The sequence below is a fragment of the Pseudomonas sp. PAMC25584 genome (genome assembly GCF_058135675.1).
Genome location: NZ_CM176870.1, coordinates 2484812 through 2510954 on the forward strand (window position 1 = coordinate 2484812; position 26143 = coordinate 2510954).

General features: G+C 61.6%; 23 protein-coding genes and 3 pseudogenes. 11 read left to right on the forward strand and 15 right to left on the reverse strand.

The annotated features are described in order from the left end of the window. The first annotated feature begins 217 nt into the window (after positions 1 to 217). The 4 genes and pseudogenes from ACS5Q8_RS11585 (at position 218) to ACS5Q8_RS11600 (ending at position 4364) form a co-directional block, all read left to right on the forward strand. Positions 218 to 2920 (forward strand): M10 family metallopeptidase C-terminal domain-containing protein, encoded by a 2703-nt coding sequence (locus ACS5Q8_RS11585; RefSeq protein ID WP_465160211.1) that lies wholly within the window; start codon positions 218 to 220, stop codon positions 2918 to 2920. Positions 2921 to 3233: 313 nt separating this feature from the next. Further along, a pseudogene (locus tag ACS5Q8_RS11590) lies at positions 3234 to 3554 on the forward strand (helix-turn-helix domain-containing protein); the annotation flags it as partial. Further along, positions 3539 to 3829: pseudogene (locus tag ACS5Q8_RS11595) on the forward strand (GFA family protein); the annotation flags it as partial. The pseudogenes ACS5Q8_RS11590 and ACS5Q8_RS11595, both read left to right, overlap by 16 nt. 97 nt (positions 3830 to 3926) lie before the next feature. Next, a complete protein-coding gene (locus ACS5Q8_RS11600) occupies positions 3927 to 4364 on the forward strand; it encodes a GNAT family N-acetyltransferase (protein ID WP_276193466.1) in 438 nt (145 codons plus the stop codon). A gap of 263 nt (positions 4365 to 4627) precedes the next feature. Here the strand turns inward: ACS5Q8_RS11600 and ACS5Q8_RS11605 are convergent. Both ACS5Q8_RS11605 and ACS5Q8_RS11610 read right to left on the reverse strand, forming a co-directional pair. Further along, positions 4628 to 4900, reverse strand: a pseudogene (locus tag ACS5Q8_RS11605) (fructose-bisphosphate aldolase). 250 nt (positions 4901 to 5150) lie between these two features. After that, positions 5151 to 5432 carry a hypothetical protein gene (locus ACS5Q8_RS11610; protein ID WP_426244313.1) on the reverse strand — a complete coding sequence of 94 codons (282 nt, stop codon included), beginning with the start codon at positions 5430 to 5432 and terminating at the stop codon, positions 5151 to 5153. Positions 5433 to 6009: 577 nt separating this feature from the next. On the opposite strand from ACS5Q8_RS11610, the gene ACS5Q8_RS11615 reads away from it, so the two are divergent. Genes ACS5Q8_RS11615 through ACS5Q8_RS11625 form a run of 3 tightly spaced genes read left to right on the forward strand, consistent with a single transcriptional unit; the run spans position 6010 to position 10313 of the window. Next, on the forward strand, positions 6010 to 7596 hold the full coding sequence (locus tag ACS5Q8_RS11615) for a ShlB/FhaC/HecB family hemolysin secretion/activation protein (RefSeq protein WP_276193461.1): 1587 nt from the start codon (positions 6010 to 6012) through the stop codon (positions 7594 to 7596). 7 nt (positions 7597 to 7603) lie between these two features. After that, a complete protein-coding gene (locus ACS5Q8_RS11620) occupies positions 7604 to 9418 on the forward strand; it encodes a two-partner secretion domain-containing protein (RefSeq protein ID WP_465160212.1) in 1815 nt (604 codons plus the stop codon). Next, positions 9387 to 10313 (forward strand): FecR domain-containing protein, encoded by a 927-nt coding sequence (locus ACS5Q8_RS11625; protein ID WP_465160213.1) that lies wholly within the window; start codon positions 9387 to 9389, stop codon positions 10311 to 10313. The genes ACS5Q8_RS11620 and ACS5Q8_RS11625 overlap by 32 nt, the downstream gene beginning before the upstream one ends. 24 nt (positions 10314 to 10337) lie before the next feature. Here ACS5Q8_RS11625 and ACS5Q8_RS11630 read toward each other — a convergent pair whose 3' ends face one another. Both ACS5Q8_RS11630 and ACS5Q8_RS11635 read right to left on the reverse strand, forming a co-directional pair. Continuing rightward, complete coding sequence (locus tag ACS5Q8_RS11630) at positions 10338 to 10805, reverse strand: copper chaperone PCu(A)C (RefSeq protein ID WP_276193456.1); 468 nt, start codon at positions 10803 to 10805, stop codon at positions 10338 to 10340. Continuing rightward, complete coding sequence (locus ACS5Q8_RS11635; protein ID WP_276193455.1) at positions 10805 to 11410, reverse strand: SCO family protein; 606 nt, start codon at positions 11408 to 11410, stop codon at positions 10805 to 10807. The genes ACS5Q8_RS11630 and ACS5Q8_RS11635 overlap by 1 nt, the downstream gene beginning before the upstream one ends. 395 nt (positions 11411 to 11805) lie before the next feature. On the opposite strand from ACS5Q8_RS11635, the gene ACS5Q8_RS11640 reads away from it, so the two are divergent. From ACS5Q8_RS11640 to hemN, 4 genes are all read left to right on the forward strand, one after another. Then, positions 11806 to 13122, forward strand: coding sequence for an OprD family porin (locus tag ACS5Q8_RS11640; protein WP_276193454.1), 1317 nt, complete (start codon positions 11806 to 11808; stop codon positions 13120 to 13122). A 96-nt stretch (positions 13123 to 13218) separates the two neighbouring features. Then, on the forward strand, positions 13219 to 13662 hold the full coding sequence (locus ACS5Q8_RS11645; protein ID WP_247405576.1) for a CopD family copper resistance protein: 444 nt from the start codon (positions 13219 to 13221) through the stop codon (positions 13660 to 13662). Positions 13663 to 13752: 90 nt separating this feature from the next. Next, positions 13753 to 15072, forward strand: coding sequence for an oxygen-independent coproporphyrinogen III oxidase (locus ACS5Q8_RS11650; protein ID WP_465160214.1), 1320 nt, complete (start codon positions 13753 to 13755; stop codon positions 15070 to 15072). Further along, positions 15059 to 16444 carry an oxygen-independent coproporphyrinogen III oxidase gene (hemN, locus tag ACS5Q8_RS11655; RefSeq protein WP_443694079.1) on the forward strand — a complete coding sequence of 462 codons (1386 nt, stop codon included), beginning with the start codon at positions 15059 to 15061 and terminating at the stop codon, positions 16442 to 16444. Before ACS5Q8_RS11650 ends, hemN begins: the two co-directional genes overlap by 14 nt. A 672-nt stretch (positions 16445 to 17116) precedes the next feature. Here the strand turns inward: hemN and ACS5Q8_RS11660 are convergent. Genes ACS5Q8_RS11660 through nirS form a run of 11 tightly spaced genes read right to left on the reverse strand, consistent with a single transcriptional unit; the run spans position 17117 to position 26026 of the window. After that, positions 17117 to 18571, reverse strand: a complete 1455-nt coding sequence (locus ACS5Q8_RS11660; RefSeq protein ID WP_276193451.1) for a cytochrome D1 domain-containing protein — start codon at positions 18569 to 18571, stop codon at positions 17117 to 17119. After that, positions 18568 to 19392: a uroporphyrinogen-III C-methyltransferase gene (cobA, locus tag ACS5Q8_RS11665; protein WP_426102379.1), complete on the reverse strand. Its 825-nt coding sequence runs from the start codon at positions 19390 to 19392 to the stop codon at positions 18568 to 18570. Before cobA ends, ACS5Q8_RS11660 begins: the two co-directional genes overlap by 4 nt. 44 nt (positions 19393 to 19436) lie before the next feature. Next, positions 19437 to 20618, reverse strand: coding sequence for a heme d1 biosynthesis radical SAM protein NirJ (gene nirJ, locus ACS5Q8_RS11670; protein ID WP_276193449.1), 1182 nt, complete (start codon positions 20616 to 20618; stop codon positions 19437 to 19439). A gap of 12 nt (positions 20619 to 20630) precedes the next feature. Beyond that, positions 20631 to 21131, reverse strand: coding sequence for a siroheme decarboxylase subunit beta (gene ahbB / locus ACS5Q8_RS11675; protein ID WP_426102377.1), 501 nt, complete (start codon positions 21129 to 21131; stop codon positions 20631 to 20633). Continuing rightward, positions 21106 to 21549, reverse strand: a complete 444-nt coding sequence (locus ACS5Q8_RS11680; protein WP_443694081.1) for an Lrp/AsnC family transcriptional regulator — start codon at positions 21547 to 21549, stop codon at positions 21106 to 21108. Before ACS5Q8_RS11680 ends, ahbB (ACS5Q8_RS11675) begins: the two co-directional genes overlap by 26 nt. Then, on the reverse strand, positions 21542 to 22057 hold the full coding sequence (gene ahbB / locus ACS5Q8_RS11685; protein ID WP_276193446.1) for a siroheme decarboxylase subunit beta: 516 nt from the start codon (positions 22055 to 22057) through the stop codon (positions 21542 to 21544). The genes ACS5Q8_RS11680 and ahbB (ACS5Q8_RS11685) overlap by 8 nt, the downstream gene beginning before the upstream one ends. Beyond that, entirely contained in the window at positions 22054 to 22512 is a 459-nt protein-coding gene (locus ACS5Q8_RS11690; protein WP_465160215.1) for an Lrp/AsnC family transcriptional regulator, read from the reverse strand. Before ACS5Q8_RS11690 ends, ahbB (ACS5Q8_RS11685) begins: the two co-directional genes overlap by 4 nt. A 1-nt stretch (position 22513) precedes the next feature. Then, positions 22514 to 23683 carry a cytochrome D1 domain-containing protein gene (locus ACS5Q8_RS11695; protein WP_465160216.1) on the reverse strand — a complete coding sequence of 390 codons (1170 nt, stop codon included), beginning with the start codon at positions 23681 to 23683 and terminating at the stop codon, positions 22514 to 22516. Continuing rightward, positions 23680 to 23997, reverse strand: coding sequence for a c-type cytochrome (locus tag ACS5Q8_RS11700; RefSeq protein WP_276193442.1), 318 nt, complete (start codon positions 23995 to 23997; stop codon positions 23680 to 23682). Before ACS5Q8_RS11700 ends, ACS5Q8_RS11695 begins: the two co-directional genes overlap by 4 nt. 16 nt (positions 23998 to 24013) lie before the next feature. Then, on the reverse strand, positions 24014 to 24328 hold the full coding sequence (locus tag ACS5Q8_RS11705) for a c-type cytochrome (protein WP_247408236.1): 315 nt from the start codon (positions 24326 to 24328) through the stop codon (positions 24014 to 24016). Positions 24329 to 24352: 24 nt separating this feature from the next. After that, complete coding sequence (nirS, locus tag ACS5Q8_RS11710; protein ID WP_465160217.1) at positions 24353 to 26026, reverse strand: nitrite reductase; 1674 nt, start codon at positions 26024 to 26026, stop codon at positions 24353 to 24355. Positions 26027 to 26143 lie beyond the last annotated feature (117 nt).

Below are 26143 nucleotides of genomic sequence, written 5' to 3' on the forward strand. Positions count from 1 at the left end.
TTGTTGTTAAAACATTGGGTTGGAACGGTGTGTTGTATATTCTGCGTTTTTTGGGCATGAGTGAAAGTTTGATTGTTTGTCAGGATGGTACTTTTATTTCCATGTGTTAAATAGGCTTTGGATTTCTATGGGAGGATAGGGTAACTAACGACTGAGGAGGTCGGTCGTTTGTAGTTCTGTTTGTGGTTGTCCAGAAAAACTAATCTAAGGTTTATTTATGACGCTTTCTGTTTCACCCTCCTTTCCATGCTGTATAGACCCTGGCTTACTGAGTGCGCTGCCTGATAAGCCTGATCACTCGATTTTCTACGGGGGGGCCAAGAAGCCAAACTTCAGCACGGACGAAGCTGCAAAACATATCACGCGTGGTAGTTATAAGTTTCACGATAGAAACAGCGATGGACAGGTCGTGATCTCTTATCGTTTTGAGGGCAATCTGACCCCAGGGCAAAAAGAGAGAGCCCTGCAGGCGTTGCGCTCCTGGGCGGATCTGGCCAATGTGACCTTTGAGGAAAATGCCCAGAACGCGGACGGATTAATAACTATAAAGGATATACCCGATGCTCGCGGCGGTGTGGCGACATTCCCGTTGAAAAACTTCGCCAATGTATCGGCAGATATTGGTACTGAGGACGCAGAGAGTTATCCAAAGCTGGGCAGTGATTTTCCATTTGTCGCGGTGCATGAATTGGGCCATGCCATTGGCCTTGAACACCCTGGCGGTTACAACGGTGGTGGCAGTTACGATGACAACGCCGATTACACCGAGGATACCCGGGCGCGCTCTGTGATGAGTTATTTTTCCGAACTTCATCGGCCGGGTTATGATTTCAATCACCTCTTGCCTTCCGCGCCAATGATGGATGATATCGCGGCGATCCAGCGTGTTTATGGCGTAAATACCAAAACCCGAAATACCGATACAACGTATGGCTTCAACTCCAACAGCGAGCGTGATGCTTACAGTCTGAAAAGTGCTGACGACAAGCCGATTTTCTGTGTGTGGGACGGTGGTGGAGAAGACACTCTGGACTTTTCCAACTTCGTCCAACATCAGGTCATCAACCTCAATGCCGAAGCGTTCTCTGATGTAGGGGGGCTCAAGGGGAATGTCTCGATTGCCAAAGGCGTGACCGTGGAGAACGCCATTGGTGGCAACGGCAATGACAACTTGACCGGTAATCAGGCGAACAATCGCCTGAAGGGCGGCGGCGGGGCGGATACGTTGACGGGCGGTAGTGGCGCAGATACGTTCATCTACGCGCAGGCGAGCGACTCTACGCCCGAGGCGCCCGATATGCTTGCCGACTTCACCTCTGGCGTAGACAAGATCGATGTCTCTGGGCTACTCAAAAAGTCGGGAATTAAAGCGCTCAATTTTGGTGGTCTGAACGGACGGCCTGGTGATGCACTGCTGAGCTTCGACCATAAAAGTGGAATGGGAAGTCTTGCCATCGATCTGACGGGTAATGGCAAGTCAGATCTGTTGGTCAACAGCAAGGGTGAAATCAAGTCGGGTGATGTGCTGGGATACGACGGTAAACCGGATGACCCCACGCCCAAACCCAAGCCGCGTAGCCAGGACACCATTTATGGGTTCAACTCGACCAGTGGTCAGGCTGAGTCCACCCTCACCTCGTCGTCAGACAAACCTCGGTTCAAGGTCAAGGACGATGGCGGAATCGATACCCTGGATTTTTCGGGATTCACCCAGAATCAGATCATCGATCTGCATGCCGGGTCGTTGTCTGACGTAGGCGGGATGAAGGGCAGCGTGTCGATTGACGCGTCGTCCACCCTTGAAAACGCGATAGGAGGCACAGGCAACGACCTGTTGATCGGTAACCACGCGGGGAATCGACTTAACGGGGGCGGTGGCGCCGACAAGTTATGGGGGGGAGGTGGCGCAGACATCTACGTGTACGACAAGATCAGCGACTCCGCACCCGATAGCCCTGACCTGTTGATGGACTTTGCGTCGGGCGAGGACAAGATCGATGTGTCCAGGCTTATGCGCGATGCTGGCGTTAAAAAGTTGAACGTTGTGAATACACTATCGGGGAGCGCCGGCGACGCTGTCCTGAGGTTCAACGGCGAAACTGGCTTGAGTCGCCTTGGCATTGACCTGGCGGGGGACGGTAAGGTTGACCTGTTGGTGACTGCGTTGGGTGAGATCAAGCCAAGTGACTTGGTGGCACATGATGAAAAGGAGCCCGATTCGAAGCCTGATCCGAAGCCGGAAAAAACTGAAGACACCATCTACGGCTTCAACTCCAACACTGGCAAGCCGCACATGACGCTGGTGTCTGCCAACGACAGACCCGAATTCGTCGTGCATGACAAGACCGGCAATGACACTGTCGACTTTTCCGGCTTCAGCCAGGATCAGACCATCAGCCTGCGCGGCGGTACACACTCCAGCGTAGGTGGAATGAAGGACACTATTTTTATCACGAAGAAAACGGTCGTTGAAAATGCCATCGGCGGAAGTGGCAATGACCGGATTATCGGAAACAAGGCTGATAATGTCCTGGTGGGTGGCGCCGGGGCTGATCACCTGCTGGGCGGTGGTGGCTGGAACACCTTCAAATACAACGCTGCTTCCGACTCTGCGCGTAACAGGCCAGACCTGCTGCTGGACTTCGCCACTGGCATGGACAAGATTGATCTGTCCGCCGTCGGACAGGGTGAAGGCATCACGCTGAACTATGTCGATAAATTCACCGGCAAGGCAGGTGACACCATGATCACATTCAACCCCACCACCGCGCGCTATCTGTTGGCGGTGGACCTGACCGGCGATGGTAAAACCGACTTTCTTATCAAGAGCACGCGTTTAATCAGCCCGGAAGACGTAGTTGGTCTGACGATGGAGAATGAACAATATATGTTGCGGCATGAGGGGGTGTTAGGCGCTTGAAAAAAATCAGAGGTGTACGTTAATCGAAAAGTATAAATCGGGGGGTGCGTGACCATCAGGTATTAACGATGGTCATGGCCCTCTTTTTATGCGTTTTTATTGAACTGGATGTTAGGCGCTAAACGCCCGTACATATCCGTTTCTTCGGTAACGGCCACTGATGGTTCCGCTCTTGCGGCGGCTCACTTTTGAAAAGCGCAAAAGTAAGAAAAACGCTCTTGCCGGTATGACTCATCCACATGGGTTACCAATCAGTTCACACACATAGATAACAGTTTTTAACTGACAGGGTCGATTTCGCGAGGATCTGACCATGCCCTGGAGAGAGCTCAAACCTATGGACCTCAACGTGATGTTCATCGTTGAGTATCTATCTGAAAAGCACAGCTTTAGCCGGCTGTGCCAGGACTACCCGATCAGCCGAAAGACTGGCGACAAATGGGTCGAGCGCTATGAACTGGAGGGACCCAGTGGGCTCGACGAACGTAGTCGCCGAAGGCACCACCAAACCTATGTGGTGCCGCTGGTTGTGAGGCAGGCAATTATTGAGCTTCGTTCGGTTGGCGAAACGATTCCAGGTCCTAAAAAGATCCAGAACGACCTGATGAAACGTTTTCCGGGGCAGCATTCGCCTCTTACGGGAGCGTTCCCCGTCGCGCGCTTCGAATACTTGGCGGCTCCATCAGCATCAAAACCTATGCGTCTTCCGAGACTGTTTTACGCAAGTTCTGCGCGGAGTGTGGTTCGATCCTTTTCTGCTCACGATCACAAGGTGAGTTTGCGAACTGGGTTTTGATAGCACTGGGCACACTCGACACGCGCTACGTGCCTCAAAAGCAGAAACACGTTCATGTCGATACCGCAGCCCCCTGGTACACACCATCCCACCCCGGCCCTAAGGTTGACTGACTGCGTTGAGTGGATTGGTGCCTCTTGCATCGCTCAACCTGTCCGCACGAATATTCTCTTTCGGTGAAAATGGCTCACTCCAAATCAGGGGCGATGAATGAAATATGTCGAGATTCAACAGATCGCACATCTGCCACCACAGATTCTTACCTTGGAAAAAGAAGCGATTGGGGAGGGTTTCAGGTTTCTCACTCGCCTGATTGCCGAATGGCACTCCAGGGCAAATCGCTTCGATGCGCCCGGCGAATGTCTGATGGCGGCATATTTGAACCAGCAACTGATAGGCATCGGAGGCCTGTCGGTTGATCCATATGCTGAGAACAATACGGCTAGACTGCGACGCGTGTACGTCGCAGCTTCGTCAAGGGGGAAACACGTCGGACAGACGCTGGTGAAAGCACTTGTTGAACATGCGGCTCTTCGGTTCGAGATATTGCGTCTTTCTACCGATACCTCTGAGGGAAACGCGTTTTATCTGCATTGCGGCTTCAGGCGTTCAGATGACGTGCACGCCACTCATGTCATGCTGCTTTAGAACGCCTGATTCAGACTGCACTCGGCCCGTCTTCACTACGTTGGTTGCTGGTCAAATCGGTGCTATTACGCAGCCAAGTGAGGTGGTCTGGTGGCCGACCTGATTCTGGTGGCCGGACTCGGTCAACTGTGGGAGCTGTCGAGCCCCCGCGAGGCTGCGATGGCGGCGGCACAAACACCGTCAAATCCAATTTCCCCCCAACTTTCAGTTCACCAAAAACCAGAAAACCCGCCACAGCGGGTTTCCTCATAACTCAAATCACATCAACTCACCGCAGGCGAATCAAACCCGCGTCGTTCCATCACCGTAAACACATCCGCCACATCCTGGACCATGATCCGGGCGGTATTGGCGGCGGTATTGATGTCGTGCTCGGCATAGTTGGACACATTGGAACAGGCCATCAGGTGCAGGTAGGCGAGCGCGGCATTGAGGCGCTCGCTGGCGCAGGCGTGCTACTCGCTGAGCGGGGCCGGGTAGTCGATTGCGGTTTGGGACATGGGGGTGAAGCGGCGGGGCGAATTTTGATGGGTCATAAGGTTCGATTCTATTTGGGAAAAAAGAATGACCACCTTGCTGCTGCGAAACAGATTGGGTGGCAACTGTGCGCGGGTTCGCAGACCAGGAAGAATCACCCCCGGCAGACCCGAAGGTCTCCCACGCACAGCCGCCATAAAGCGAGACGCAGGCGGACTCCGCCTGATCGCCGCGCTCAAGCCAGGGCCGACAACGCATCGGCCTGGCTGTGCTGAGTCACGCAGGCGTTACCCCTGATCAGCGATGGGATTACTCGCTGGGTCCGACGTTTTGGATGTTCAGTTGCTGCAGCCGTGCGTCGAGTTGCGTGCCGAAGTTGTTGACCGCCTTCAAGTGTCCCGGGCTGTAGGTGTCATCCGGACGGTCCGGGCGGAAGTGGACGGACAGCGGCACCACGTTGCCCGGCGGGTTCAAGTTGTTATCGAAGTAGGGCTTGCCGTGGTGTGGGTTCAGATCCTTGATGCCGTTAGCTTCTGCCACGTCAAAAAAGGTATCCAGCGTGCGGTATGCATCCTCTTCTCTTACGCCCATGCGTATGGTTTCCCTGTCAGGCGCGCCTGCTTGGGGGCGCATACGCAACTCTTCGGGCGGTGCAGCGTTGAGCGGGCTGTTCAACGGCGAGTGCGGTGGAATTCCTATCATGGTCAATACTCAAAGGCTGTTGAAGTGAAAACGGCTATTAGCCGTTTCCCTATGTGGGCAGCCTTCAAATACGGTTCCGTCAGGCACGGGCGGCGATTGATGCAGGTTATGTCGCCCGCACCGCCGAGGGGCGGTCAACGCAGCGAGTTCAGCATTTTTTGCAACATCTCATCACGCTGCGCCAACTAGTGCGGTGTCGGTCGGTGCAATCGCCGGAATTACCGACGTCTGGAACGGCCCGGTGTCGCCACCACGCGCTCTTTCGGCGCGAAGGCATCGGATACAGAGCGCTCGGTTGCGGCCGCCCGTGGCGGGGTGATGCGCGCAAACCCTTATGGATGCGAGGGAAATATATTTCGAAATGGCAATATAGTGGCTACAATCCGCGCCACGGGGGACTCGCCCCTGCTGGCTCTTCACGCAGCGTAAGCCGTTTAAACCTCACGCCGCCCAAGGGCCACAATCCATGATCGATCGTTTCATGCAGTTGCTGGTGCCTGCGTCATTGGCGCTCTGCACTTCTTTCGCGGTGGCCGCTGATAGCGAACCGCTGTCTCCACGCTTTGACATCACCCGCTTTGAAGTCCGCGGTAATACGCTGTTGCCAGCCCTTGAGCTGGAGCAGAGTGTGGCGCCGTTCGTCGGCACCCAGCGCGATTTCAGCGATGTGGCCAAGGCCCAGGAGGCGCTCGAAGACGTCTTCCATCGGCACGGCTATCAACTGGTGCGCGTCAATCTGCCTGAGCAGGAGTTGAACGGCGGGGTGGTGGTGCTGGAGGTGGTGCAGGTGCGTGTGGGCACGGTGACGGTGACCGGCAATCAGCATTTCAGCGAGGCGAATGTGCGCCAGTCCTTGCCGGGCTTGCAGGAAGGTGGCTCGCCCGACCTGACGGCGGTGTCCAAGAGCCTGAAGCTGGCCAACGAAAACCCGGCCAAGCAGACCGTGATGAAACTCAAGAGCAGCCCTGCCGGCAACAGCGTCGACGCCGATGTTCAGGTGAACGACGAGTCGCCGTGGAGCGCCGCGCTCAACCTGGATAACGGCGGCGCGAAGGAAACCGGGCGCACCTACGTGGGCGCGGTGCTGCAAAACGCCAATCTGTTCGGCCGCGATCAGGTGATGAGCCTGCAATACACCACCACGCTGGAGAAGCCCGAGCGCGTCAGCGTCTACGGCCTTGGCTACCACCTGCCGCTGTATGCGCTGGGCGATTCCCTGGACTTTTTCACCAGCTATTCGGACGTCGACAGCGGGACTGTGACGGCGGGCATCTTTGACCTGGCGGTCAGCGGACGGGGTACGGTCTTCGGCTCGCGCTACAACCAAAACCTGGCGACGGTGGGCAATTACCAGTCCAAGTTGATCTACGGTGTCGACTATCGGGCCTATAAAAGCAGCCTGGAACTGTTCGATGTACAACTGGGTAACGACATCACCGTCCATCCCGTCAGCCTCGGCTACCAGGGCACTTGGGTGCGCGTGGATGGCGACGCGAACGTCGGGCTGTCGCTGCTGCACAACATTCCCGGTGGGCCCAAGGGCCAGCAGCGCGATTTCGACCTGGCGCGCGCCCATGCCAGGGATGACTACACCGCGTTGCGGTTCGCGACGAGCATCACCCAAATCCTGCCGGCTGCCTGGCAGTTACGCGCCGCGTTGAACGGTCAGTACACCAAGGATGCCCTGGTGCCGGGCGAGCAGTTTGGGGCGGGCGGGGCGTCGTCGGTGCGGGGCTTCCGTGAGCGCGAAGTGAGTAACGACTCGGGTGTGGTCGGCAACCTGGAAGCCTACACGCCGCCGCTGTGCCTGGGGGGAGGGAGCTGGCAGTGCCGCGCCCTGGCGTTCTACGACGTCGGCTACCTGACACGCAACGACGCACTGCCGGGCGAGTTCGAGCACGTCAACCTGAGCAGTACCGGCCTGGGCCTGCGCCTCATCTACCGGCGCAACCTCAACCTGCAAATGGACTACGGCCATGTGTTGCATGCCCAGGCCAGCGAAACCCAGCGTGGCGATGATCGCCTGCATGTCCGTCTCAGCCTGGCCTTTTGAGGGTGCCATGAACATCAAACTTACCTTAATGGCGCTGTCCCTGGCTGCGGCAACGAGTGCCCTGGCGGCACCGGTCAACCCGGTGGTTGTCAACGGCCACGTGACCTTCACCCAGGACGGCAACGCCCTGACCGTCACCAACAGCCCTAATGCAATCATCAACTGGTCGAGTTTTTCCATCGCCCAGGGCGAGCTGGTGCGTTTTCAGCAGCAGAGCAGCAGTAGCAGCGTGCTCAACCGCATCACCGGCCAAGACCCCAGCGTGATCCTCGGCACGTTACAGTCCAACGGGCGGGTGTACCTGATCAACCCGAACGGCATCGTGTTCGGTGGCGGTTCCCAGATCAATGTCGGTGGCCTGGTCGCGTCGAGCCTGGCGATTTCCAACGCCGACTTTCTCGCCGGTAACCGGCGCTTTGCCGCCGACGGGGCGGTCGGCCAGGTGAGCAACCAGGGCGCGATCACGACGCCGTCGGGTGGCCAGGTGTATTTGATTGCGCCGGATGTGAACAACAGCGGCATCATCACCACACCTCAAGGCGAAACGGTGTTGGCGGCGGGGCACTCGGTGCAATTGGTCGACTCCAGCAACCCTGGCATGCATGTGGTGGTGTCGGCGCAGAAAGACCAGGCGCTGAACCTGGGCACGGTGATCGCCCAGGGCGGCAACATTGGCATCTATGGCGCCCTGGTCAACCAGCGCGGCACGCTGAATGCCAACAGCGCCGTAGTCGGAGCCGGCGGCAAGGTAGTGCTCAAGGCCAGCGGCAGCACCTTGCTCGAAGCCGGCAGCACCACCACCGCCACGGGCGTTGATTACGGCGGTGATATCCAGGTGTTGGGCGAGCAGGTCGGTGTGATGGGCAATGCGCGCATCGACGCCAGTGGCCAGCGCGGCGGTGGCCGGGTGTTGGTGGGCGGTGACTACCAGGGCAAGAACTCGGCGGTGCTGAATGCCAAGCAAAGTTATGTGAGCAAGGATGCCCGGATTTCCGCCGATGCGCTGGCCAGTGGCGATGGCGGCAAGATCATCGTCTGGGGCAATGACACGACGCGAGTCTATGGCACGCTGTCGGCACGCGGTGGGGCGGCCTCGGGCAAGGGCGGTTTTGTCGAGACGTCCGGGCATTTCCTGGATGTGGCAGGCGCGCGAGTCGATACGCGCGCGGCCCACGGGACGGCCGGCTTCTGGCAGTTGGACCCGGCGAATATCCTCGTCACCTCGTTCCTCTCCGGCCCTTCGGCCTCGCTGGGCGACGTGTCGGCTTTCGCCAACGCCCCGGGCGCCGACAGTGAAATCGATGCCGATCTGCTGTCCAATGCAACGTCCAACGTTTTGCTGCAAGCCACCCACGACATCACGTTCTACACGGGCGTTAACAACACCAACGACGGTGTCAGCCTCACCGCCCAGGCGGGCAACAACATCAACGTCAACTCGCTGATCCATTTCAACGGGGATATCACCCTGGCGGCCAACCATAACGGCGCGGGCACGGCCAGTGGCAGCGGGCGGGTGTTCACCGAGGGCGTGCCCACCGCAGGCGGGCGCTTGACGATCACCGACGTTGATCGGCTGCCAGTTCCAGAGCCAGTGCCAGTACCCGCGTCAGTGCTGACGGAACCGGTCTCTGTTGCGTTGAACTCAACACTGACCGTCATCATGAATCACGGCACATCCAGCTTTCCGGGTTCCAATGATTCGCCCGGGATGATCGCCAGTAATTTGCCCAAGGCGCCCGACGACAAGTCGACCACAACCCCAAATAATGATTCCCAGGCCAGCAAAAATGACTCTTTTAAAAAAGCCTTCTGCAATTAACTTGCTGCTGTTGCTGGCGCTGGTGAGTGCGGCGCCGTGGGTTCAGGCCGCCCCGGCGGCCGGTACCGTAATTCATCTGAGCGGGCCGCTGTTCGTCAAGAAACTCGACGGCAGCATGCGCGTGCTGGGCGAACAGTCGGTGGTGGAAGTCGGCGATACGTTATCGACCCAGGGCAAGGGCTATGCGCAAGTACGCCTGCGCGATGAGAGCCTATTGACGTTGCAGCCGCGCACGACGTTGAGCGTCGACACGTTTGCCTACGATGTGGCTTCGCCTGCGACCGATGCAGTGGTGTTCACCCTGAAACAGGGCGGGTTGCGCTCGGATGGCGGGTTGCTGGGCAAGCGCAGTCAGGATCGCTCGACGTTGATCACGCCCGGTGGCCGTATCGGCCTGCAATCGGCCAGCGTGCTGGTGTATTACCAGCCGGCGGCAGTTGTCGCGACGCATGCTTCGACCCGGCTGAAAAGCCTGGCCGTGGGGTTGGCATCATCGGCTGGGCACACCGACTCATCTTACCGAGCCTTCGCCGCTGCGGTGTCGGCGCGCTATGCGTATCGCCTGGCCAATGTCCTGGCATCGGCCGAGTCATGGGCGGAGCAAGGGCGCGCTTCGCTCGCGGTGTTCTCGTCTGAGTTGCCGGCAAAGTCGCCAGTTCTCGCTCCGGGTTTATACGTGCAGGTTTTAGATGGCGTGATCAACATAACCAACGGCGGCGGAACGCAGAATTTCGCGCCCGGCCAGTTCGGATTCACGCCAGGCTTCACTGCTGCGCCAGTGGTGGTACCGAAAAATCCCGGCATGCTGTTAACTTCGCCGCCCTCATTCACCGCGTCTACGCCTAAGGCGAATAGCGGTAGCGAATCGACTGACGTCAAATGTGAGGTGCGCTGAGCCCTATTGCGTGCGATATACCGATCAATGCATCTTGCCAGGGTCCATGCCACCCAACGCGCGGGCAGCCGCCTTGACCTCGACGCTCTGCTGCTCGCCCTTGGCATTTTCCACGGTCAAGGTCAGCGGCACTTGGTCGCCTTCCTTGATCTGGCCGGTCAGGCCCATCAGCATCACGTGATAACCGTTCGGGTCGAGCTTGACCGCTGTGCCCGCGGGCAGGGCGATTGAGTCCACCGGGCCCATGCGCATCACGTCGTCCTTCATGCTCATTTCATGGATCTGTACGTCCTTGGCCACCGGCGAGGCGACGCGCAGCAGTTTGCTGTCGCTGTCGGCCGTCACGGTCATGAACGCGCCGCTGGATGGCTGGCCCGGCACCGTGGCGCGCACCCACGCGTCGCTGACGTGGACCTGGGCGCTGGCGTGCGCGGCGAGACCCAGCAGGGACAGGCCGATCAGGGTGCGCTTGAGGTGTTGAACGGCAGTCATTAGCAGACCTCCATGACGGTGAGCAGGTCTTCTGCGCACTCTTTAGCGGTAAGGGATGCCGACAGGCCCAGGCGCAGGTTGCCGCGGGTGTCGAACACGAAACTGGTGGCGGTGTGGGACAGGGTGTAGGTGTCGCCGGCGGGGACCTTTTCATAAAAGATCCCGAACTCCTTGGCAGCCACGGCGATTTCTTCTGGGGTGCCGTACAGCGCTTCGAAGCTGGGGTCGAAGGCCTTGACGTACTTGTCGAGAATCTGCGGCGTGTCGCGCTCGGGGTCGAGGGTGATAAAAATCACCTGCATGATTTCGCCGTCGCGGCCCATCAGTTTCTTGGCCTGGGCGGCGCGGGCGAGGGTGGTCGGGCACACGGCCGGGCATTGGGTGAAGCCGAAAAATACCATCGGCATCAGGCCACGGAACGAACTCAGGGTGACGGTTTCACCCTGGGTATTCTTGAGCTTGAAGGTGCGGCCCATGATCTTGTCGCTCAAGTCCTTGCCGTACTTGAAATTCAACTTGGGGCTGTTGTCACAACCGGCCAGCAGGCCCAGACCCAACAGGCCCATGCCGGTCAGGACGTTGCGGCGGGTGAATAACGTATTCATCAACTGTGCATCCTGTGAAGCGCCTGCCTTGCTCTGGATCTATACACCAGGCGTTGAAAAGGAGTAAACGCGGAGGGCGCCAAGTCTACCAACCCTGGCCAGTCTGCGTAATCTGCGACGTTCTGCCACAGGGGGGCGCCGCAGTGAGCGTGGCCGTCGTGTTCCTGATCAGCCTGCTCGCAGGCGGCTGCCCGTGGGGGCTTGCGAGCCCCGGCGCGGCGGCTGCGCGCGTGGGATTGTTACAAGAAATGAAAAACTGAATGACGGTTTTAGCGACTGTTTCCCGGCCGCCCAACGCTATACCGTGCGCGCACCCGTTGAATGCAGCACCACCCGACCTACAAAGAACAGGGCTGGGCTGTGACGGGTCGCCTCAATTACTTTCAGGAGCCTTCATGAATCACAAGACTTGCATGGCGCTCGCCGTCTCCCTTGGCGCCGCGCAGCAGGTGGCTGCGTCGGGTTTTATCGACGACAGCAAAGCCACTCTCGACCTGCGCAATTTCTACTACAACCAGGACACTCGTAACGCCAAGGCCCCTACGGATAAGGAGTGGGGCCAGGCGTTCATGTTCAACTACCAGTCCGGCTTCACCGAGGGCCTGGTCGGTTTTGGCCTGGACCTGCAAGCCATGTACGGCCTGCGCCTGGACGCCTCGGGGCGCGCAGGCAAGGCCGGTGAGGACTACACCCCCGGCAGCGTTTTTCCGTTGTCCGATGGCAAGGCCGCCAACGACTTCAGCAAAACCGGCGCCACCGGCAAGATGCGCATCGCCCAGACCCAGTTCAAAGCCGGCACGCTGATGCCCAAGCTGCCCGTGCTGACCACCGAAGACGGCCGGCTGTTGCCGCAGACGTTCCGTGGCTATCAAGTGGACTCCAAGGACCTGGAAGGCTTCAACCTGATCGCCGGTAAAATCGAGCAGGTATTGGACCGTAACTCCAGCAACGGCCAGGGCATGTCCATCGCCGGTGCGAATGATCCGGTCAAGGGTAAGTCCAGCAACCAGTTCTACTACGGCGGGGTGGATTACGCCGTCAGCAAGCAACTGCAACTGCAGTACTACTACGCCACCCTGGAGAACTTTTACCAGCAGCACTTCTTGGGCCTGGTCCACAACTGGCAGTTGCCGGTGGGGCAGCTCAAGACCGACCTGCGCTATTTCTACAGCACCGCCGACGGCAAGAACGCCAGCGCCGCCGGGCGTGGCGAAGGTTATGTCAGCTCCGGGTATTACGGCGCGGGCGTCAACGCCGGCAAGGTCGACAACCGCCTGTGGAGTGCGCTGTTTACCTATGGCCTGTACGGCCATTCCGTGAGTCTCGGTTATCAGAAAACCACCGGCGAAAGTGACTTTCCCCATATCAACCAGGGGCAGGGCCGTTCGCTGTACCTGATTACCAACGCCCAGTCGCTGAAGTTCGTCAATGCCGGGGAGCAGGCCACGGTGGGCAGCTACGCCTACGATTTCAGCAGCCTTGGCATTCCGGGCCTGCGCTCGAGCGTGACCTATATCCACGGCAGCAACATCCAGGCGGCGCGTCGCGACAACAGCGAATGGGAGCGCGACCTGCGTGTCGATTACGTGATCCCCTCGGGCACGTTCAAGGGCCTGGGCCTGACCTGGCGCGGTGCGGTATGGCGCGGGAATGACACGGCCGACAAGGACGAGACGCGGCTGATCGTCAGCTACAGCATCCCGCTGCTGTAAACCGCGCAGCCGCAACGGCTTGATCGGTATCAAGGCCTGGCCGTGCGCCAGGCCGCACACTGAAGTCCCAACGGCCGGTCCCCTTGAGAGGCCACCATGCTTTACCCCCTGTTTCTAGTGGCTCACCTGTTCGCCGCGCTGATCTTCATCGGCACGGTGTTTTTCGAGGTGCTGATCCTGGGGCACCTGCACCGGCAATTGCCGGCGCGGGTGATGGTCTTGGTGGAGCAGGGCGTCGGCCAGCGTGCCCGGGTATTGATGCCGTGGGTGTTGCTGGTGCTGTTCGGCGCGGGCCTGGGCATGGTCTGGTTACGATACCTGCCAGTGCTGGCTGCGCCGTCGGCCTCTGCGTTTGGCACCTTGCTGACCCTCAAGCTGATCCTGGCCGCCAGCGTGCTCGTGCATTTTCTGCTGACCATGGCGCGGATGCGCTGGGGCTCGGTGAGTGCGCGTTATGTGCGCTGGGTTCATCTGAGCCTGTTCGCGCACATGGTCGCCATTGTGCTGCTGGCCAAGGGCATGTTTTACCTGAGCTGGTAGACGGGCGGGGCTGCGACCTTGACGCATATCAAGGTGCGTTGCCGGGTCGCACCGGACAATGCACCACCGCCGCCCGAACCGGAGTCTGTCATGCGCACCCCTCTTCATCCCGCTCGCTTTCGTCACGATCAAGGCGTGTTGGACCTGGCTTGCCAAACAGACACCCGCCGCTTCCATGCCGGTGTCGGCTCCCTCGACCTGTTGCGCGCCTTGCGCGACAGCCGTCTGCGCCAGCGGCCCCTGGCGCTGAACCTGCACTGGCCGACGAGCGACGTTGGCGGTGACTATTGGCACAGCCTCGCCCAGGAAATCCATCTGATCGGCTGCCAACTCGGCCGCCGCCAGCCGGTCGATCACTTTCACCTGCGCGGCACCACACCGGCGTTCGCCCAAGTGCAGCAGTTGATGGCGCTGTTGCATGAGCGCTTCAATTTTCTCGACCACGACCGGGGCGACTACTGCATCGACCTCGACCCCTGGCACATGGACTGGGCCACGATGGGCCTGCTCCGCGGACAAGGCTTCAACCATGCAAGCATCGGCGTGCCGGACGCCAACCGCGAGGGGCCGCTGTGCCAGGCGCGGTATCAGGACCCGGCGCCGATCGAGTCGCTGGTGGATGCGGCCCGCACCTTCGGGTTTCGCTCGGTGAACATCGACCTCGGCTACGGGCATGCATGGCAGACCCCGGCCAGTATCGAGCTGAAACTGGCCAGCCTGATCGCCCTGGAGCCGGATCGCTTGCAAGTATTCGATTACGCCCACGCGCCTTCGCGCTATCAATCCCAACAACCCCAGGCGTTCTGCAGCGAGTCGGATAAGAGCGCCATGCGCCGTCTCTGCTTTCAGCACCTGGCGGCGGCGGGGTATCACTACATCGGCCTGGGCCAGTTCGCCCGCGCCGACGATGACCTCAAGCAAGCCCAGGAACGCGGGCGCCTGAGCCGTAACTGCGAGGGCTTCACCCTGCACGGTTACTGCGACCACGTCGGTTTCGGCCTCGGCGCCATCAGCCAGATCGACACCCTGTGCGTGCAGAACACGGCCGATGCCCGCGAGTACCGCGAACAGTTGGGTAATGCTCAGCTCGCCACGCAGCGGGGCTGGTTTCGCGAGACTTCTGACCCGGTGCGCCTGCACGTGGCCGAACGCCTGGCCTGTGACCTGGAACTGGATGTGCAGGCGGTGGAACGGCGCTACGGACTGGTGTTCGCGCGCTATTTCGCCTACCTGTGGCCGCTGCTGGAAGCCCTGCACCGCGACGGTCTGATCGAGCTGTCCGCGACGTTCATCTGGTTGCTGCCGGCCGGCCTGCCGCACGTGGATGGTATCTGCGCACTGTTTGAACGGGCAGCGCTCGCCACCCCGGTCAGTGCCAACGACGAGGTGATCGACCATGAGTGCGTTTGAATTCGACCGTGCCCTGGTGCACAAATACGACCGACCGGGACCGCGCTACACCTCGTACCCGACCGCGCCGCAGTTCAACAGCGCCTTTGCCCTGGATGACTATCATCAGGCGGTCCGCGCCAGCCACCAGGTGGCCGCGCCCAAGGCGTTGTCGGTGTACATCCACATCCCGTTTTGCCAGAGCCTTTGTTATTACTGCGGTTGCCACAAGATCATTACCCGCAAGACCCACCGGGCCGTGGAGTACCTGGCTTACCTCAAGCGCGAGATCCAGATGCAGGCGGCGTTGTTCGAGCGTTCCCGGCGCCTGACCCAGTTGCACCTGGGCGGCGGCACGCCGACCTACCTGGACGATACGCAACTGGCCGAGTTGATGGCCTGCCTGGCCGAACACTTCACCCTGGATGACAGCGACGCCCATGAGTTCTCCATCGAGGTCGACCCGCGCACCATCAGCGTCGAGCGGATCAACACGCTGCGCCGCCTGGGTTTCAATCGCCTGAGTTTCGGCGTGCAGGACTTCGACCCCGACGTGCAGGCGGCGGTCAATCGCGTGCAAAGCGAAGCGCAGATTCTGCAGCTGGTGGCGGCCGCCCGTGAGGCACGCTTCAAGTCGGTGAGCGTCGACCTGATCTATGGCCTGCCGCTGCAAACCGTGGCCAGCTTCGACGTGACCTTGAACAAACTGATTGCCCTGCGCCCCGACCGTGTGGCCGCCTACAGCTACGCGCACTTGCCGAGCCAGATCCGCGCCCAGCGCATGATCCGCCCTGAAGACATGCCCCCGCCGGCGCGCAAACTGGAACTGCTGGAACTGACTATCCGCCGCCTGACCGAGGCCGGTTACGTCTACATCGGCATGGACCACTTCGCCTTGCCCGACGATGAACTGGCGCTGGCCCGCGCCAACGGCACCTTGCAGCGCAACTTCCAGGGTTATTCGACCCATGCCGACTGTGACCTGATCGGCCTTGGCGTATCGGCCATCGGCAAGGTCGGTGACAGCTACAGCCAGAGCGTCAAGGAGCTGTCCCAGTACTACGCCCGGCTCGACGCGGGGATGCTGCCGGTGCAGCGCGGCTATCGGCTCAACCCGGATGACGTGCTGCGCCGTGAAGTGATCAACGGCCTGATGTGCGATGGCCGGGTCGACTTCGCACGGATCGAGGCCACCCACGGGGTGCGCTTCAACGACTATTTCGCCGAGGCATTGGTGCAATTGGATGAGCAGGTGGCGGACGGGTTATTGCTGATCCAGGCCGATGCGCTGCAACTGTTGCCCAAGGGCCAACTGATGGTGCGCAGCGTGGCCATGGCCTTTGACGCCTACCTGGGCGGCGCGCACAAAGGCCAGTTTTCCCGCACGGTTTGAGTGGATAGGGCTGTATGCCCTGTGGGAGCTGTCGATCGCCATTCCGCCCGCACCGCGGTCCCCTTGTGGGCGCTGTCGAGCTGCAGCGAGGCTGCGATAGCGGAGTGTCAGGCGCCAAAAGTGTCAGCAGAACCGGCGCCATCGCAGCCTCGCCGGGGCTCGACAGCTCCCACAGTAGATCTCCATTTTCGCCCGCACCGAGATCCCCTTGTGGGCGCTGTCGAGCTGCAGCGAGGCTGCGATAGCGGAGTGTCAGGCGCCAAAAGTGTCAGCAGAACCGGCGCCATCGCAGCCTCGCCGGGGCTCGACAGCTCCCACAGTAGATTTCCATTTCCGCCCGCACCGAGTTCCCCTTGTGGGAGCTGTCGAGCTTCAGCGAGGCTGCGATAGCGGACTGTCAGGCACCAAAAGTGTCAGCAGAACCGGCCCCCTCGCAGCCTCGCCGGGGCTCGACAGCTCCCACAGTAGATTTCCATTTCCGCCCGCACCGAGTTCCCCTTGTGGGAGCTGTCGAGCTTCAGCGAGGCTGCGATAGCGGACTGTCAGGCACCAAAAGTGTCAGCAGAACCGGCGCCATCGCAGCCTCGCCGGGGCTCGACAGCTCCCACAGGGGATTTTCATTTCAACCCATACCGGGTTCCATCGCTGGCGAGCAGGTGTCCGGCGCGATGTTCAGTGCGATGTGCCTTCGGCAAATTCAACCTTGTTGCCCACGTTGTACTTGCCCGACGGTTTGTTCATCGGGATGCGCTTGATCTCCTTGAGTGTCTGGCTGTCGTAGACGATCAACGCTCCATCGGTGGCCCAGATGCTCAGCAACAGGTAGCGGCCATCGCGGGTGAATTCGACGTGGGCGGCGGTCTTGCCTGGCATTGGGCGTAGGGTGTGGGCGATCTCCAGGGTTTGTTTGTCGATCAGGTGGATCGCATCGTTGTCCGGCCCGAAAAACACATCGCTCCACACGTAGCGCGAGTTCGCATGGCTGCGCATGAAAAAACCCGGGCCCAGGGTGGGGATCTGCTTGATCAGTTTCCAGGTCTTGAGGTCGATCACCGAGATTTGCCCCTTGCTGATATTGGGCGTGGCAAACACCCACTGGCCATTGCGCTGCCAATACGTGCCCGAACCCAGGTGCGGCATGCCGGACAGCGGGATGTCGGTGACCACGTGGCCGCTGTCCAGGTCGATGACCTGGCCGCCGCCGGCCTTGCGTGAGGTGGCGATCAGTTGGCGGTAGTCGGGGGAAAACGAAAAGTCATCGAGCACGTCCTGAGCCTGGATTCGCCGGGGTTCGAAGCTCGGCTGGGCGGCGGCATAGGACAGCTCCCAGACTTCATTCACGTCCTTGAGCGCCACGATAAAGCTGTTGCGCGGCGGTGCGGTGTACACCGCGCTGACCCGGGACGCGGTGTCCAGGGTCTTGACCAGCGACAGGTCGCGGGCATCCAGCACCACCAGGTTGCCTGGCAGGTAATTGCCCACCAGCACCCAGCGTCCGTCCTTGCTCACCGCGAGGTTGCGCGTGTTGAGTGCCACGCGGGTCTCGGCGATCAGTTTCAGGTTGTGCAGGTCGTACAGGCTGATCCAGCCGTCGCGCGAAGCGAAGTAAACAAAACGCCCGTCGGGGGAAAATTTCGGCCCGCCGTGGACCGCGAAATGGGTCGGGAAGCGGTCCAGCACGGCAAAGGTGTCACCGTCGAGAATGTCGATGTGATGGTCGCCGGACTCCACCACCACAAACAGGTTGAGCGGGTCGGCATGATGCGAAGGCGTGGTCGGCAAGCGGCTCAGGTCTGCCAGCAGGGTATGGCTGTTACGGATGTCCTGCTCGTTCCAGGTTGCCGGTGTGGCGGGCGGTTGCTGCAGGAAATTCGCCAAGCCGTCGATCTGCGCGGCACTCAGCTGTGGCGCAAACGCGGCCATCTGACTGGCCGGGCGCCCTTGCTCGATGACCTTGCGCACTTCCTCGGGCTTGATCCGCCCCAGGCTTTCCGGGAGCAGCGCCGGGCCGCTGGCGCCAATGCGGTTGAGGCCGTGGCAGCTTGCGCAGTGACGTTGGTAGTCCTCGGCCGGCGTGCCGTGTGCGGCGGTGGCCCAGAGCAAGGGCACCAGCAGCAGGCGTTTCATACCGCCACCGCTTCGCGGGCCGGTGACAGGCTGGCGGGGAAGTGCAGGGCGGCCCCGGCGAACAGGTTCACCACGTGGCCAATTACCGTCAGGGTCGGCACACCGGGTGCGCAGTCGGCGGCCATTGTCGGCAACTGGCGCAGGGTGCCACGCGCCACGTGCTGGTCGGCACGCGCGCCGTTGCTGATCAGCGCTGCCGGGGTATCCGCCGGCAGGCCTGCCGCCACCAGGTGTTCGGCGATCAGCGCGAGGTTCGACAGGCCCATGTAGAACACCAGCGTCTGGCTCGGCTCCGCCAGGCTGGCCCAAGGCAGCTTCAACGCGCCGTCGCGTTGCAGGTGCCCGGTGACGAAGCGGCAGGAGTTGACCAGGTCGCGGTGGGTCAGGGGGATGCCGGCATAGGCGCTGCACCCGGACGCGGCGGTGATGCCCGGCACCACCTGGCAGGGCACGCCGTGGGCCAGCAGGTATTCCAGCTCCTCGGCGCCACGGCCGAAGATAAACGGGTCGCCGCCCTTGAGGCGCACCACGCGTTGGCCCTGGTCGGCCAGTTCCACCAGCAATTCGTTGAGCTCATCCTGGGGCAGGCTGTGGCAGCCGCTGGCCTTGCCCACGTAATGGCGCGCGCAAGTCAGCGGGATCAGCGCCAACAACTCGGCGCTGACCAACCGGTCGAAGACCACCGCATCGGCCTGCATCAGCAGGCTCCAGGCGCGCAGGGTCAGCAGGCGCGGGTCGCCGGGGCCGGCACCCACCAACGCGACTTCGCCGGGGTGGAAGGGGCTGTGCAAACTGGCAGGTAAGGCGGTCGGAGTGTGCATGAGACGTCCTTGATACATCATCAGGTGGGCTGCCCCCGGTTGTGTCACCGGGTGGTCGAGCAAGGGATCAGGCTGCAAGGCTGCAGGGCGATCTCGGCGTCGCTGAGGTGGCAACCGGGGTCGGGGCCCCAAAGGTCGCCATCGGCCCAGGCGCGGGTGCGCGTATTGCCGTTGCAGATCGGCAGCCAACGACACTCGGCACATCGCCCGCCGATGGCCCGCGGGTGTTCGCGCAGGCGCAGCAGCAACGGGTCGGGTTGGTCGAGCCAGAGTTGGCGGAACGTGGTGTTGCGCACATTGCCCACCGAATGCTGCCACCAGTAAGTGTCGGGGTGGACCTCGCCGGTGTTGTCGATGTTGGCGACGCCGCTGCCCGAGGCATTGCCGCCCCAGTTGTGCAGCAGGTGTTCCAGTTGCGGGTAATGCTCGGGCAGATGCCGGTGGACCCATTGCAGCAACAGCACCGCGTCGGCGTCGTTGTTGCCGCTGACAAAATCGCTGTCGATGCCGTGCTCGATGTCATGCCAGGCCTGCTGGAATATCAGCATCATCGCATCGCGGCTCATCTGCCGGTGCGCGTCCAACTGGCGGCTGCGCTTGCCGCGCCCGCTGTAGTTGAGGTGCGACAGGTAGAACTTCTGTACATCGTAGTCACGCATCAGCGCCAGCAGTTGCGGCAACTGCCCATGGTTTTCCTGGGTCAGGGTGGTGCGCAGGCCCACGCGAATTCCGGCCTCGCGGCACAGGCGGATAGCGTGCATCGAACGCTGGAAACTGCCCTGCAACTGGCGGAACGCATCGTGGGTCGCCTGTAGGCCGTCGATGCTGATGCCCACGTAATCGAAACGCGCGTCGGCGATCTGCTGGATATTCTGTTCGTCGATCAGCGTGCCGTTGCTCGACAGCGCGACAAAAAAACCTTTGTCGCGGGCATAGGCGCTGAGCTGGAACAGGTCTGCGCGCAGCAGCGGTTCGCCGCCCGACAGAATCAGCACGCGCACCCCGGCCGCGTGCAAGTCATCGATCACCTGGAGCGCGGCCGGGGTGTCCAGTTCATCGCGAAACACACTGTCGGCGCTGGTGGCGTAACAGTGTTTGCAGGTGAGGTTGCAGCGCCGCAGCAGGTTCCAGATCACCACCGGCGGCCGGTCTTTGCCGGGCGGCGAGGTGCGGGGCGGCGGGCATTGTCCGGCCAGGGTACGCAGGTACTGACTGATCCGCAGCATGGGGCGCTCCTTCTAGTGGGCCGGCGTCAGGCGCAGGCCGGTTTTTTTCAGGATGCGGCTGCTCACCAGCATCTCGTCGGCGCGGCAGGCATCGCCGAGCAGGTAGCGCAGGTGCTCGCGGTAGCTGTCGATTTCTTCGCGGCTACGCCCATGCACCATGGCGAACAGGTTGTAGGGCCAGTCGGGACGGCGCGGGCGGCGGTAGCAATGGCTGACAAACGGCTGCGCCCCGATCAATTCGCCCAGGCGCGGCATTTGCTCGTCGCGCACATCCCACACGGTCATGCCGTTATGGCGATAACCCAGGCGGTAATGGTTGGGCACGGCGGCGACACGCCGGATCGCGCCCTCGGCCTGCAGGCGCTTGAGCAAGTCGAGGGTCGACTCGACGCTGATGCCCAACTGCTCGGCGAGCCAGCCCCAGGGATCGTCCACCAGCGGTAGGCCACCCTGGGTGAGGGCGACCAGGCGCAGGGCCAGGCGGTCGTCAGACCGGGAAATACAGACCGACATGGTAGGTTTGCTCCTTCGGCAGATTGAGCACCGCCAACCCCGTCAGGGTCTCGATGCGGGACAGCGTGGCGGCCAGTTCCGCCTCGGTGCCGCAGGCCAGCACGAACCACATGTTCCAGCGGTGTTCGCGGCGGTAGTTGTGGGCCACCTGGGGCAATGCGTTGAGTTGTTCGGCGACCGCCTCAAACCGCGCCTCGGGGACAGTCAACGCGGCCAGGGTGAAGACGCCACCGAGGCGCTCGACATCGAACATCGGACCGAAGCGCGTCAGCACCCCGTCTTCGAGCAGGTCATGCAGGCGGTCGAGCACTTCACTCGGCTGGCTGTGCAGTTCCTGCGCCACCTGCTGCCAGGGATCGCGCACCAGTGGCAGGCCGTGTTGCAGTCGATTGATCAGGCGCCGGTCGAGATCATCCATGGGCCCACACCTGCGACGACGGCGGCGTAAAGCGCCCACCGCATTGCTTGAAGGCGCGGGTGCTGAACAGCAGTTGGTGCGGCAGGTCACTCAATTGCTGCTGTTCCAGCATCCGCTGGATATGCGCCGTGACCTCCTCGCGCTCGCGGCCATGCACCATGCAGAACAAGTTGTAGCGCCACTGCGGCAGCCGGCGCGGGCGCTGATAACACAGGTTGACGCCGGGCGCGCGGCCCAGGCGGTTGCCGACTTCATCCACCAGCGCATCGGGCACGTCCAGCACCAGCATGGCATTGGCGACAAAGCCCAGGGCGCGGTGATTGAGCACCAGGCCGACGCGGCGGAACAGGCCTTGTTCCTGCCATTGCTGCATCTGTTGCAACACTTGGTCATGGTGCGCGCCGATCTGTTCGGCGAGGTTGTCGTAGGGGCGCGAGACAAGAGGCAAGCCGCGTTCCAGGCATTGGCGCAGGTCGAGCATTTGCTCTTGGCTCAGTGGGACGATCATGGATGCGCTCCCAGGGAAAACCCGAGGTCGATGCGGTAGGCGGTGAGCATCGGCAGGTCCAGGGGGATGAGGCCGGTGTCTTGCTCCAGTTCGTCGAGGATGTGTTGCAGGTGCTGACGGTGCGGGCCAGTCAAGACAAACCACAGGTTGTAGTGATGCTCGCGGGCATAGTTATGGTTGACTTCCGGGTACTGGTTGACGCGTCGCGCCACCTGTTCCAGGCGGTCGACCGGCACCGCCAGGGCGGCCAGGGTGCTGGCACCGGCGCGGGTGTGTTCGAACACCGGGCCGACCCGCGACAGCGAGCCGGCCAGTTCCAGGCGGTGCAGGCACGTCATCAACTGTGCTTCGCTGCAGCCCAACACCTGGGCCATTTCGCGATAAGGTTCGGCGCACAGCGGCATGCCGTGCTGGTAGCGTTCGATCAATTGACGGCTGAGCAGGTCAAGGTCCATTTCAATACCCCATTTTTTGCGCGCGGCTGCTGAAGAAAATTCCACTGGGACTCAAGGCCGGCAAGGTCTTGAGCAAGGTCATGCGGTACGGGTCCCAGATCTGCACCTGCTCGCCGTCGCGCACCGACAGCCACAGCTGTTCGCCACGTCCGGTGAACTCCATGTGCAGCACGCCGGGGCCGGGGCGCAGGTCGGCCACCACGCGGTGAGTCTCGGTGTCGATCACCTGCACGCGGTCGTTGTCCGGGTAGGCGAAATTGACCCACAACTGGCGCCCGTCGGGGCGTGCGGTGACGAAAATCGGTTGGCCGGCCACCTCAATAGCGGCGGTCTGCTGCCAACTGCGCGCATCCATCACCAGCACTTGGTGATGGCCGACGGCGGGCACAAAGGCTTGGTTGTCGGCCACGGCCCAGCCTTCGAGGTGCGGCATCTTGTACACCGGCAGTTTTGCCTGGCCGCGCCCGTAATCCGCGAGCACGCGCTTTACGCCGCGCTCCGGATGCCACAGGTCGAGTTGGGCCATGCCGTCCTCACCGAACAGCCCGGCCATGTAGTAATGGCCGTCGGCGGTGATCAGCGCGTCATAGGGTTGCTCGCCAATGCCCGGGTACCGCGTGATCCGCGGGGTGTTGCCCTGGCTGAAATCGGCGCTCCAGATCTCGCCGCTGTCGAACAGGCTGAACACGAAGCGCTGGCCGGGCGCATCCACCAGGCCCACCACCCGCGAGCGTTTACCGTCGGCCAGGGGCGTGGCGGGAATGTCGGCGACCTGGGCCAGGGTCACCGCATCGAACACCTTGACCCCGCCGGGTTGGTAGTTGGAGACGGCAATCAGACGCCCGTCCTGGCTGATCGCGCCGCCGATGCTGTTGCCGCCCTGGAGGATGCGTTTTTCAATGCGTTGGCGCAGCAGGTCGACTTTGGTCAGGCCGCCATCGCGGCCGAAAATGTAGGCATAGCGCTGGTCGCGGGAAAACACCGCCGAGGCGTGCGACAGGTCGCCCAAACCGTCGATCCGCCCCAGCTCGGTCATCCCGCTGGTTTCGATGATTTGCACACTGGCGCTGGCGCGTTCGATCACCAGGCCCAGGTCGCCAGTTCCGCGCAGCGGCGGTTGGGCACAGGCGCCGAGCAGCAGGCACAGCGATAGAAGAGTGGGACGCATCATGGTGCGGGGCTTCCTTGCAGGAGGCGTTCGACCAGCCAGGCGATCTCGCCGGCACTGAGCAACGGCGCCCAGCCGGGCATCGCGCGGGCAGGGCGGCCATAGGTAATGGTGGCGTTGAGGCTGTCGCGGCTGTGCCCGGCGAGGGCCGCCGGGGTGAGGGGCGGGCCCAGGCCGCCGGTGAGGTACAGGCCGTGGCAGGCGCCGCAGTCCTGGGTCAGCAGGTGTTCGAGGCGGGCGGCGTCCGGTGTGGCCAGCGCCCGCGCGGGAATCAGCAGGAGCAGCGCCATGGCCGTACCGATCGTCGATGCATTCATGGCGCGCTCCTTGTGCTTATTTCAAGGTCAGGACCCATTCGGCCAAGACCTTGGCTTCGTCTTCCGTCACCTGATTCGGCGGCATCGGAACCGGTCCCCAATTGCCCTGGGTGCCGTTTTTGATGCGGCTGGCCAGGGTCACGGCGGCGTCTTTCACACCGGCGTTCTTGGCCGCAACATCCTTCAAGGCCGGCCCCACCAACTTGCTGCCAACCATGTGGCAGCCGACGCAGGGTTTGCTGTTGAACAAGGCCTGGCCGTCTTGTGCAAGGGCCGGTTGCAGGCTGAATGCAGCGATGCAGGCCAGCAGCGCGAAGAGAGTATTTTTCATTGGAAGTCCTTGTGTTGATGGGGCTCAATAAATGTCGTGTTGGGTGTTGTAGACATTGAATTTTCCGGTCGGGGTGATCAGGCGCTTGTCCTTGATCACCGCCTTGAGCTTCAAGGTCTGGTCGTCGATCACCACCAGCGCCGATTCCTCGGTCTGGCCGTTCCACACCGAGAACCACACCTCGTCGCCGGCCTTGTTGTATTCCGGCTGCACCACCCGCAGCGCGCCTTGCTTGATGCCGGCGTATTCGGCGATCGGCAGCACGCTGTAGCCCTTGTCCAGATGGTCGATATCAAACACCGCCGCCGATTGGCTGAGCTTGGCGTCGGGGTTGAGGGTGGTGTCGACATACAAATGCCGGGAGTTGGGATGGGTCTTGATAAACAGCGAGCCGCCGCCCTGGCCCTTGAGCGATTCCACCTGTTTCCAGGCGTATTGCGGGTGGTTGATCGGGTCGGTGCCGATCACCGAAATACCGCCGTCGCCCAGGTGGCTGGTGGCCCAGACCGGCCCGTAGGTGGGGTGCACAAAGTTGGCGCCACGGCCTGGGTGCGGGGTCTTGCCGACCTCGACCAGCGCGGTGAGCTTGCGTTCCTTGGAGTCGATCACCGCGACCTTGTTCGAGTTGTTGGCCGCCGTCATGAAGTAGCGGTGCGTGCTGTCCCAGCCGCCGTCATGCAGGAACGGCGCGGCGTCGATGGTGGTGATGGTGAGGTTCTTGATGTCCTGGTAATTGACCAGCATCACCTTGCCGGTTTCCTTGACGTTGACGATGAACTCCGGCCATTCGTGAGAGGCGATGATCGCCGCGACACGTGGCTCGGGGTGGTATTCCTGCTTGTCGACGGTCATGCCCCGGGTGGAGACGATCTGTTTGGGCTCCAGGGTCTCGCCATCCATGATGGTGAACTGTGGCGGCCAGTAGGAACCGGCGATGGCGTACTTGTCTTCGTAGCCCTTGAACTTCGAGGTCTCCACCGAGCGCGCCTCGATGCCGACCTTGATCTCGGCGACCTTGGTCGGTTCGGCGGGCCACAGGTCGATCATGTCGATCTTGGCGTCGCGGCCGATCACCAGCAGGTAGCGGCCCGAAGCGGAGATCCGCGAGATGTGTACGGCATAGCCGGTGTCGATCAGTTTGACGATTTTCTTGCTGTCGCCATCAATCAACGCGATCTTGCCGTCGTCGCGCAGGGTCACGGAGAACAGGTTTTCCAGGTTGAGGCTGTTCAGCTGTTTCTTCGGCCGGTCTTCGGGCTTGACCAGCACTTTCCAGGTCTTGAGGGTTTCGGCCATGCCCCATTCCGGTGGGGTTGGCGCGGTGTGCTGGATAAAGCTGGCCATGTGGGTGATCTGGGTTTTGGTCAACGCGTTGGAGGTACCCCAGTTCGGCATGCCGGCGGGGGAGCCATAGGTGATCAAGGCTTCCAGGTAAGCCTGGCCACGGGCCTGGGTGATGTCCGGGGTCAGCGGTTTGCCGGTGGCACCCTTGCGCAGCACGCCGTGGCAGCCGGCGCAGCGCTCGAAGTAAATCTGTTTGGAGGTGTCGAAGTCGGCCTGACTCATGTCCGGCGCGCCGGCGCTTTTCACTTCTGTCGGCTGGGGTGCGCCATGGGCGCTCAAGGGCAGTGCCAAGGCCAGCGCGCAACTCAGTGCGGCGAGGCTCAGGGTGAAGGGGTTTCTGTTGCGAGTCAGCATTCCATTTACTCCTCAGGCGGGACCTTTGCGGTGCCTCGCAACGCGGTGCGGGGCGCAGGTTCTTCGTGCCGGCACAGACTATGGCGCCGTGCCGGAATACCTGCTTGACCGCGATCA

Bases quoted from the DNA above. Each gene is read 5' to 3' on its own strand.
- ACS5Q8_RS11625 (WP_465160213.1), top strand. From the start codon at position 9,387: ATGACTCTTTTAAAAAAGCCTTCTGCAATTAACTTGCTGCTGTTGCTG.
- ACS5Q8_RS11690 (WP_465160215.1), bottom strand. From the start codon at position 22,512: ATGGACCTTGACCTGCTCAGCCGTCAATTGATCGAACGCTACCAGCAC.
- ACS5Q8_RS11635 (WP_276193455.1), bottom strand. From the start codon at position 11,410: ATGAATACGTTATTCACCCGCCGCAACGTCCTGACCGGCATGGGCCTG.
- ACS5Q8_RS11645 (WP_247405576.1), top strand. From the start codon at position 13,219: ATGCTTTACCCCCTGTTTCTAGTGGCTCACCTGTTCGCCGCGCTGATC.
- ACS5Q8_RS11705 (WP_247408236.1), bottom strand. From the start codon at position 24,328: ATGAAAAATACTCTCTTCGCGCTGCTGGCCTGCATCGCTGCATTCAGC.
- ACS5Q8_RS11585 (WP_465160211.1), top strand. From the start codon at position 218: ATGACGCTTTCTGTTTCACCCTCCTTTCCATGCTGTATAGACCCTGGC.
- cobA (WP_426102379.1), bottom strand. From the start codon at position 19,392: ATGCACACTCCGACCGCCTTACCTGCCAGTTTGCACAGCCCCTTCCAC.
- ACS5Q8_RS11650 (WP_465160214.1), top strand. From the start codon at position 13,753: ATGCGCACCCCTCTTCATCCCGCTCGCTTTCGTCACGATCAAGGCGTG.
- ACS5Q8_RS11700 (WP_276193442.1), bottom strand. From the start codon at position 23,997: ATGAATGCATCGACGATCGGTACGGCCATGGCGCTGCTCCTGCTGATT.
- ACS5Q8_RS11680 (WP_443694081.1), bottom strand. From the start codon at position 21,549: ATGGATGATCTCGACCGGCGCCTGATCAATCGACTGCAACACGGCCTG.
- ACS5Q8_RS11615 (WP_276193461.1), top strand. From the start codon at position 6,010: ATGATCGATCGTTTCATGCAGTTGCTGGTGCCTGCGTCATTGGCGCTC.
- ACS5Q8_RS11630 (WP_276193456.1), bottom strand. From the start codon at position 10,805: ATGACTGCCGTTCAACACCTCAAGCGCACCCTGATCGGCCTGTCCCTG.
- hemN (WP_443694079.1), top strand. From the start codon at position 15,059: ATGAGTGCGTTTGAATTCGACCGTGCCCTGGTGCACAAATACGACCGA.
- ACS5Q8_RS11600 (WP_276193466.1), top strand. From the start codon at position 3,927: ATGAAATATGTCGAGATTCAACAGATCGCACATCTGCCACCACAGATT.
- ahbB (WP_276193446.1), bottom strand. From the start codon at position 22,057: ATGATCGTCCCACTGAGCCAAGAGCAAATGCTCGACCTGCGCCAATGC.
- ACS5Q8_RS11610 (WP_426244313.1), bottom strand. From the start codon at position 5,432: ATGGGCGTAAGAGAAGAGGATGCATACCGCACGCTGGATACCTTTTTT.
- ACS5Q8_RS11695 (WP_465160216.1), bottom strand. From the start codon at position 23,683: ATGATGCGTCCCACTCTTCTATCGCTGTGCCTGCTGCTCGGCGCCTGT.
- ACS5Q8_RS11620 (WP_465160212.1), top strand. From the start codon at position 7,604: ATGAACATCAAACTTACCTTAATGGCGCTGTCCCTGGCTGCGGCAACG.
- nirS (WP_465160217.1), bottom strand. From the start codon at position 26,026: ATGCTGACTCGCAACAGAAACCCCTTCACCCTGAGCCTCGCCGCACTG.
- nirJ (WP_276193449.1), bottom strand. From the start codon at position 20,618: ATGCTGCGGATCAGTCAGTACCTGCGTACCCTGGCCGGACAATGCCCG.
- ahbB (WP_426102377.1), bottom strand. From the start codon at position 21,131: ATGTCGGTCTGTATTTCCCGGTCTGACGACCGCCTGGCCCTGCGCCTG.
- ACS5Q8_RS11640 (WP_276193454.1), top strand. From the start codon at position 11,806: ATGAATCACAAGACTTGCATGGCGCTCGCCGTCTCCCTTGGCGCCGCG.
- ACS5Q8_RS11660 (WP_276193451.1), bottom strand. From the start codon at position 18,571: ATGAAACGCCTGCTGCTGGTGCCCTTGCTCTGGGCCACCGCCGCACAC.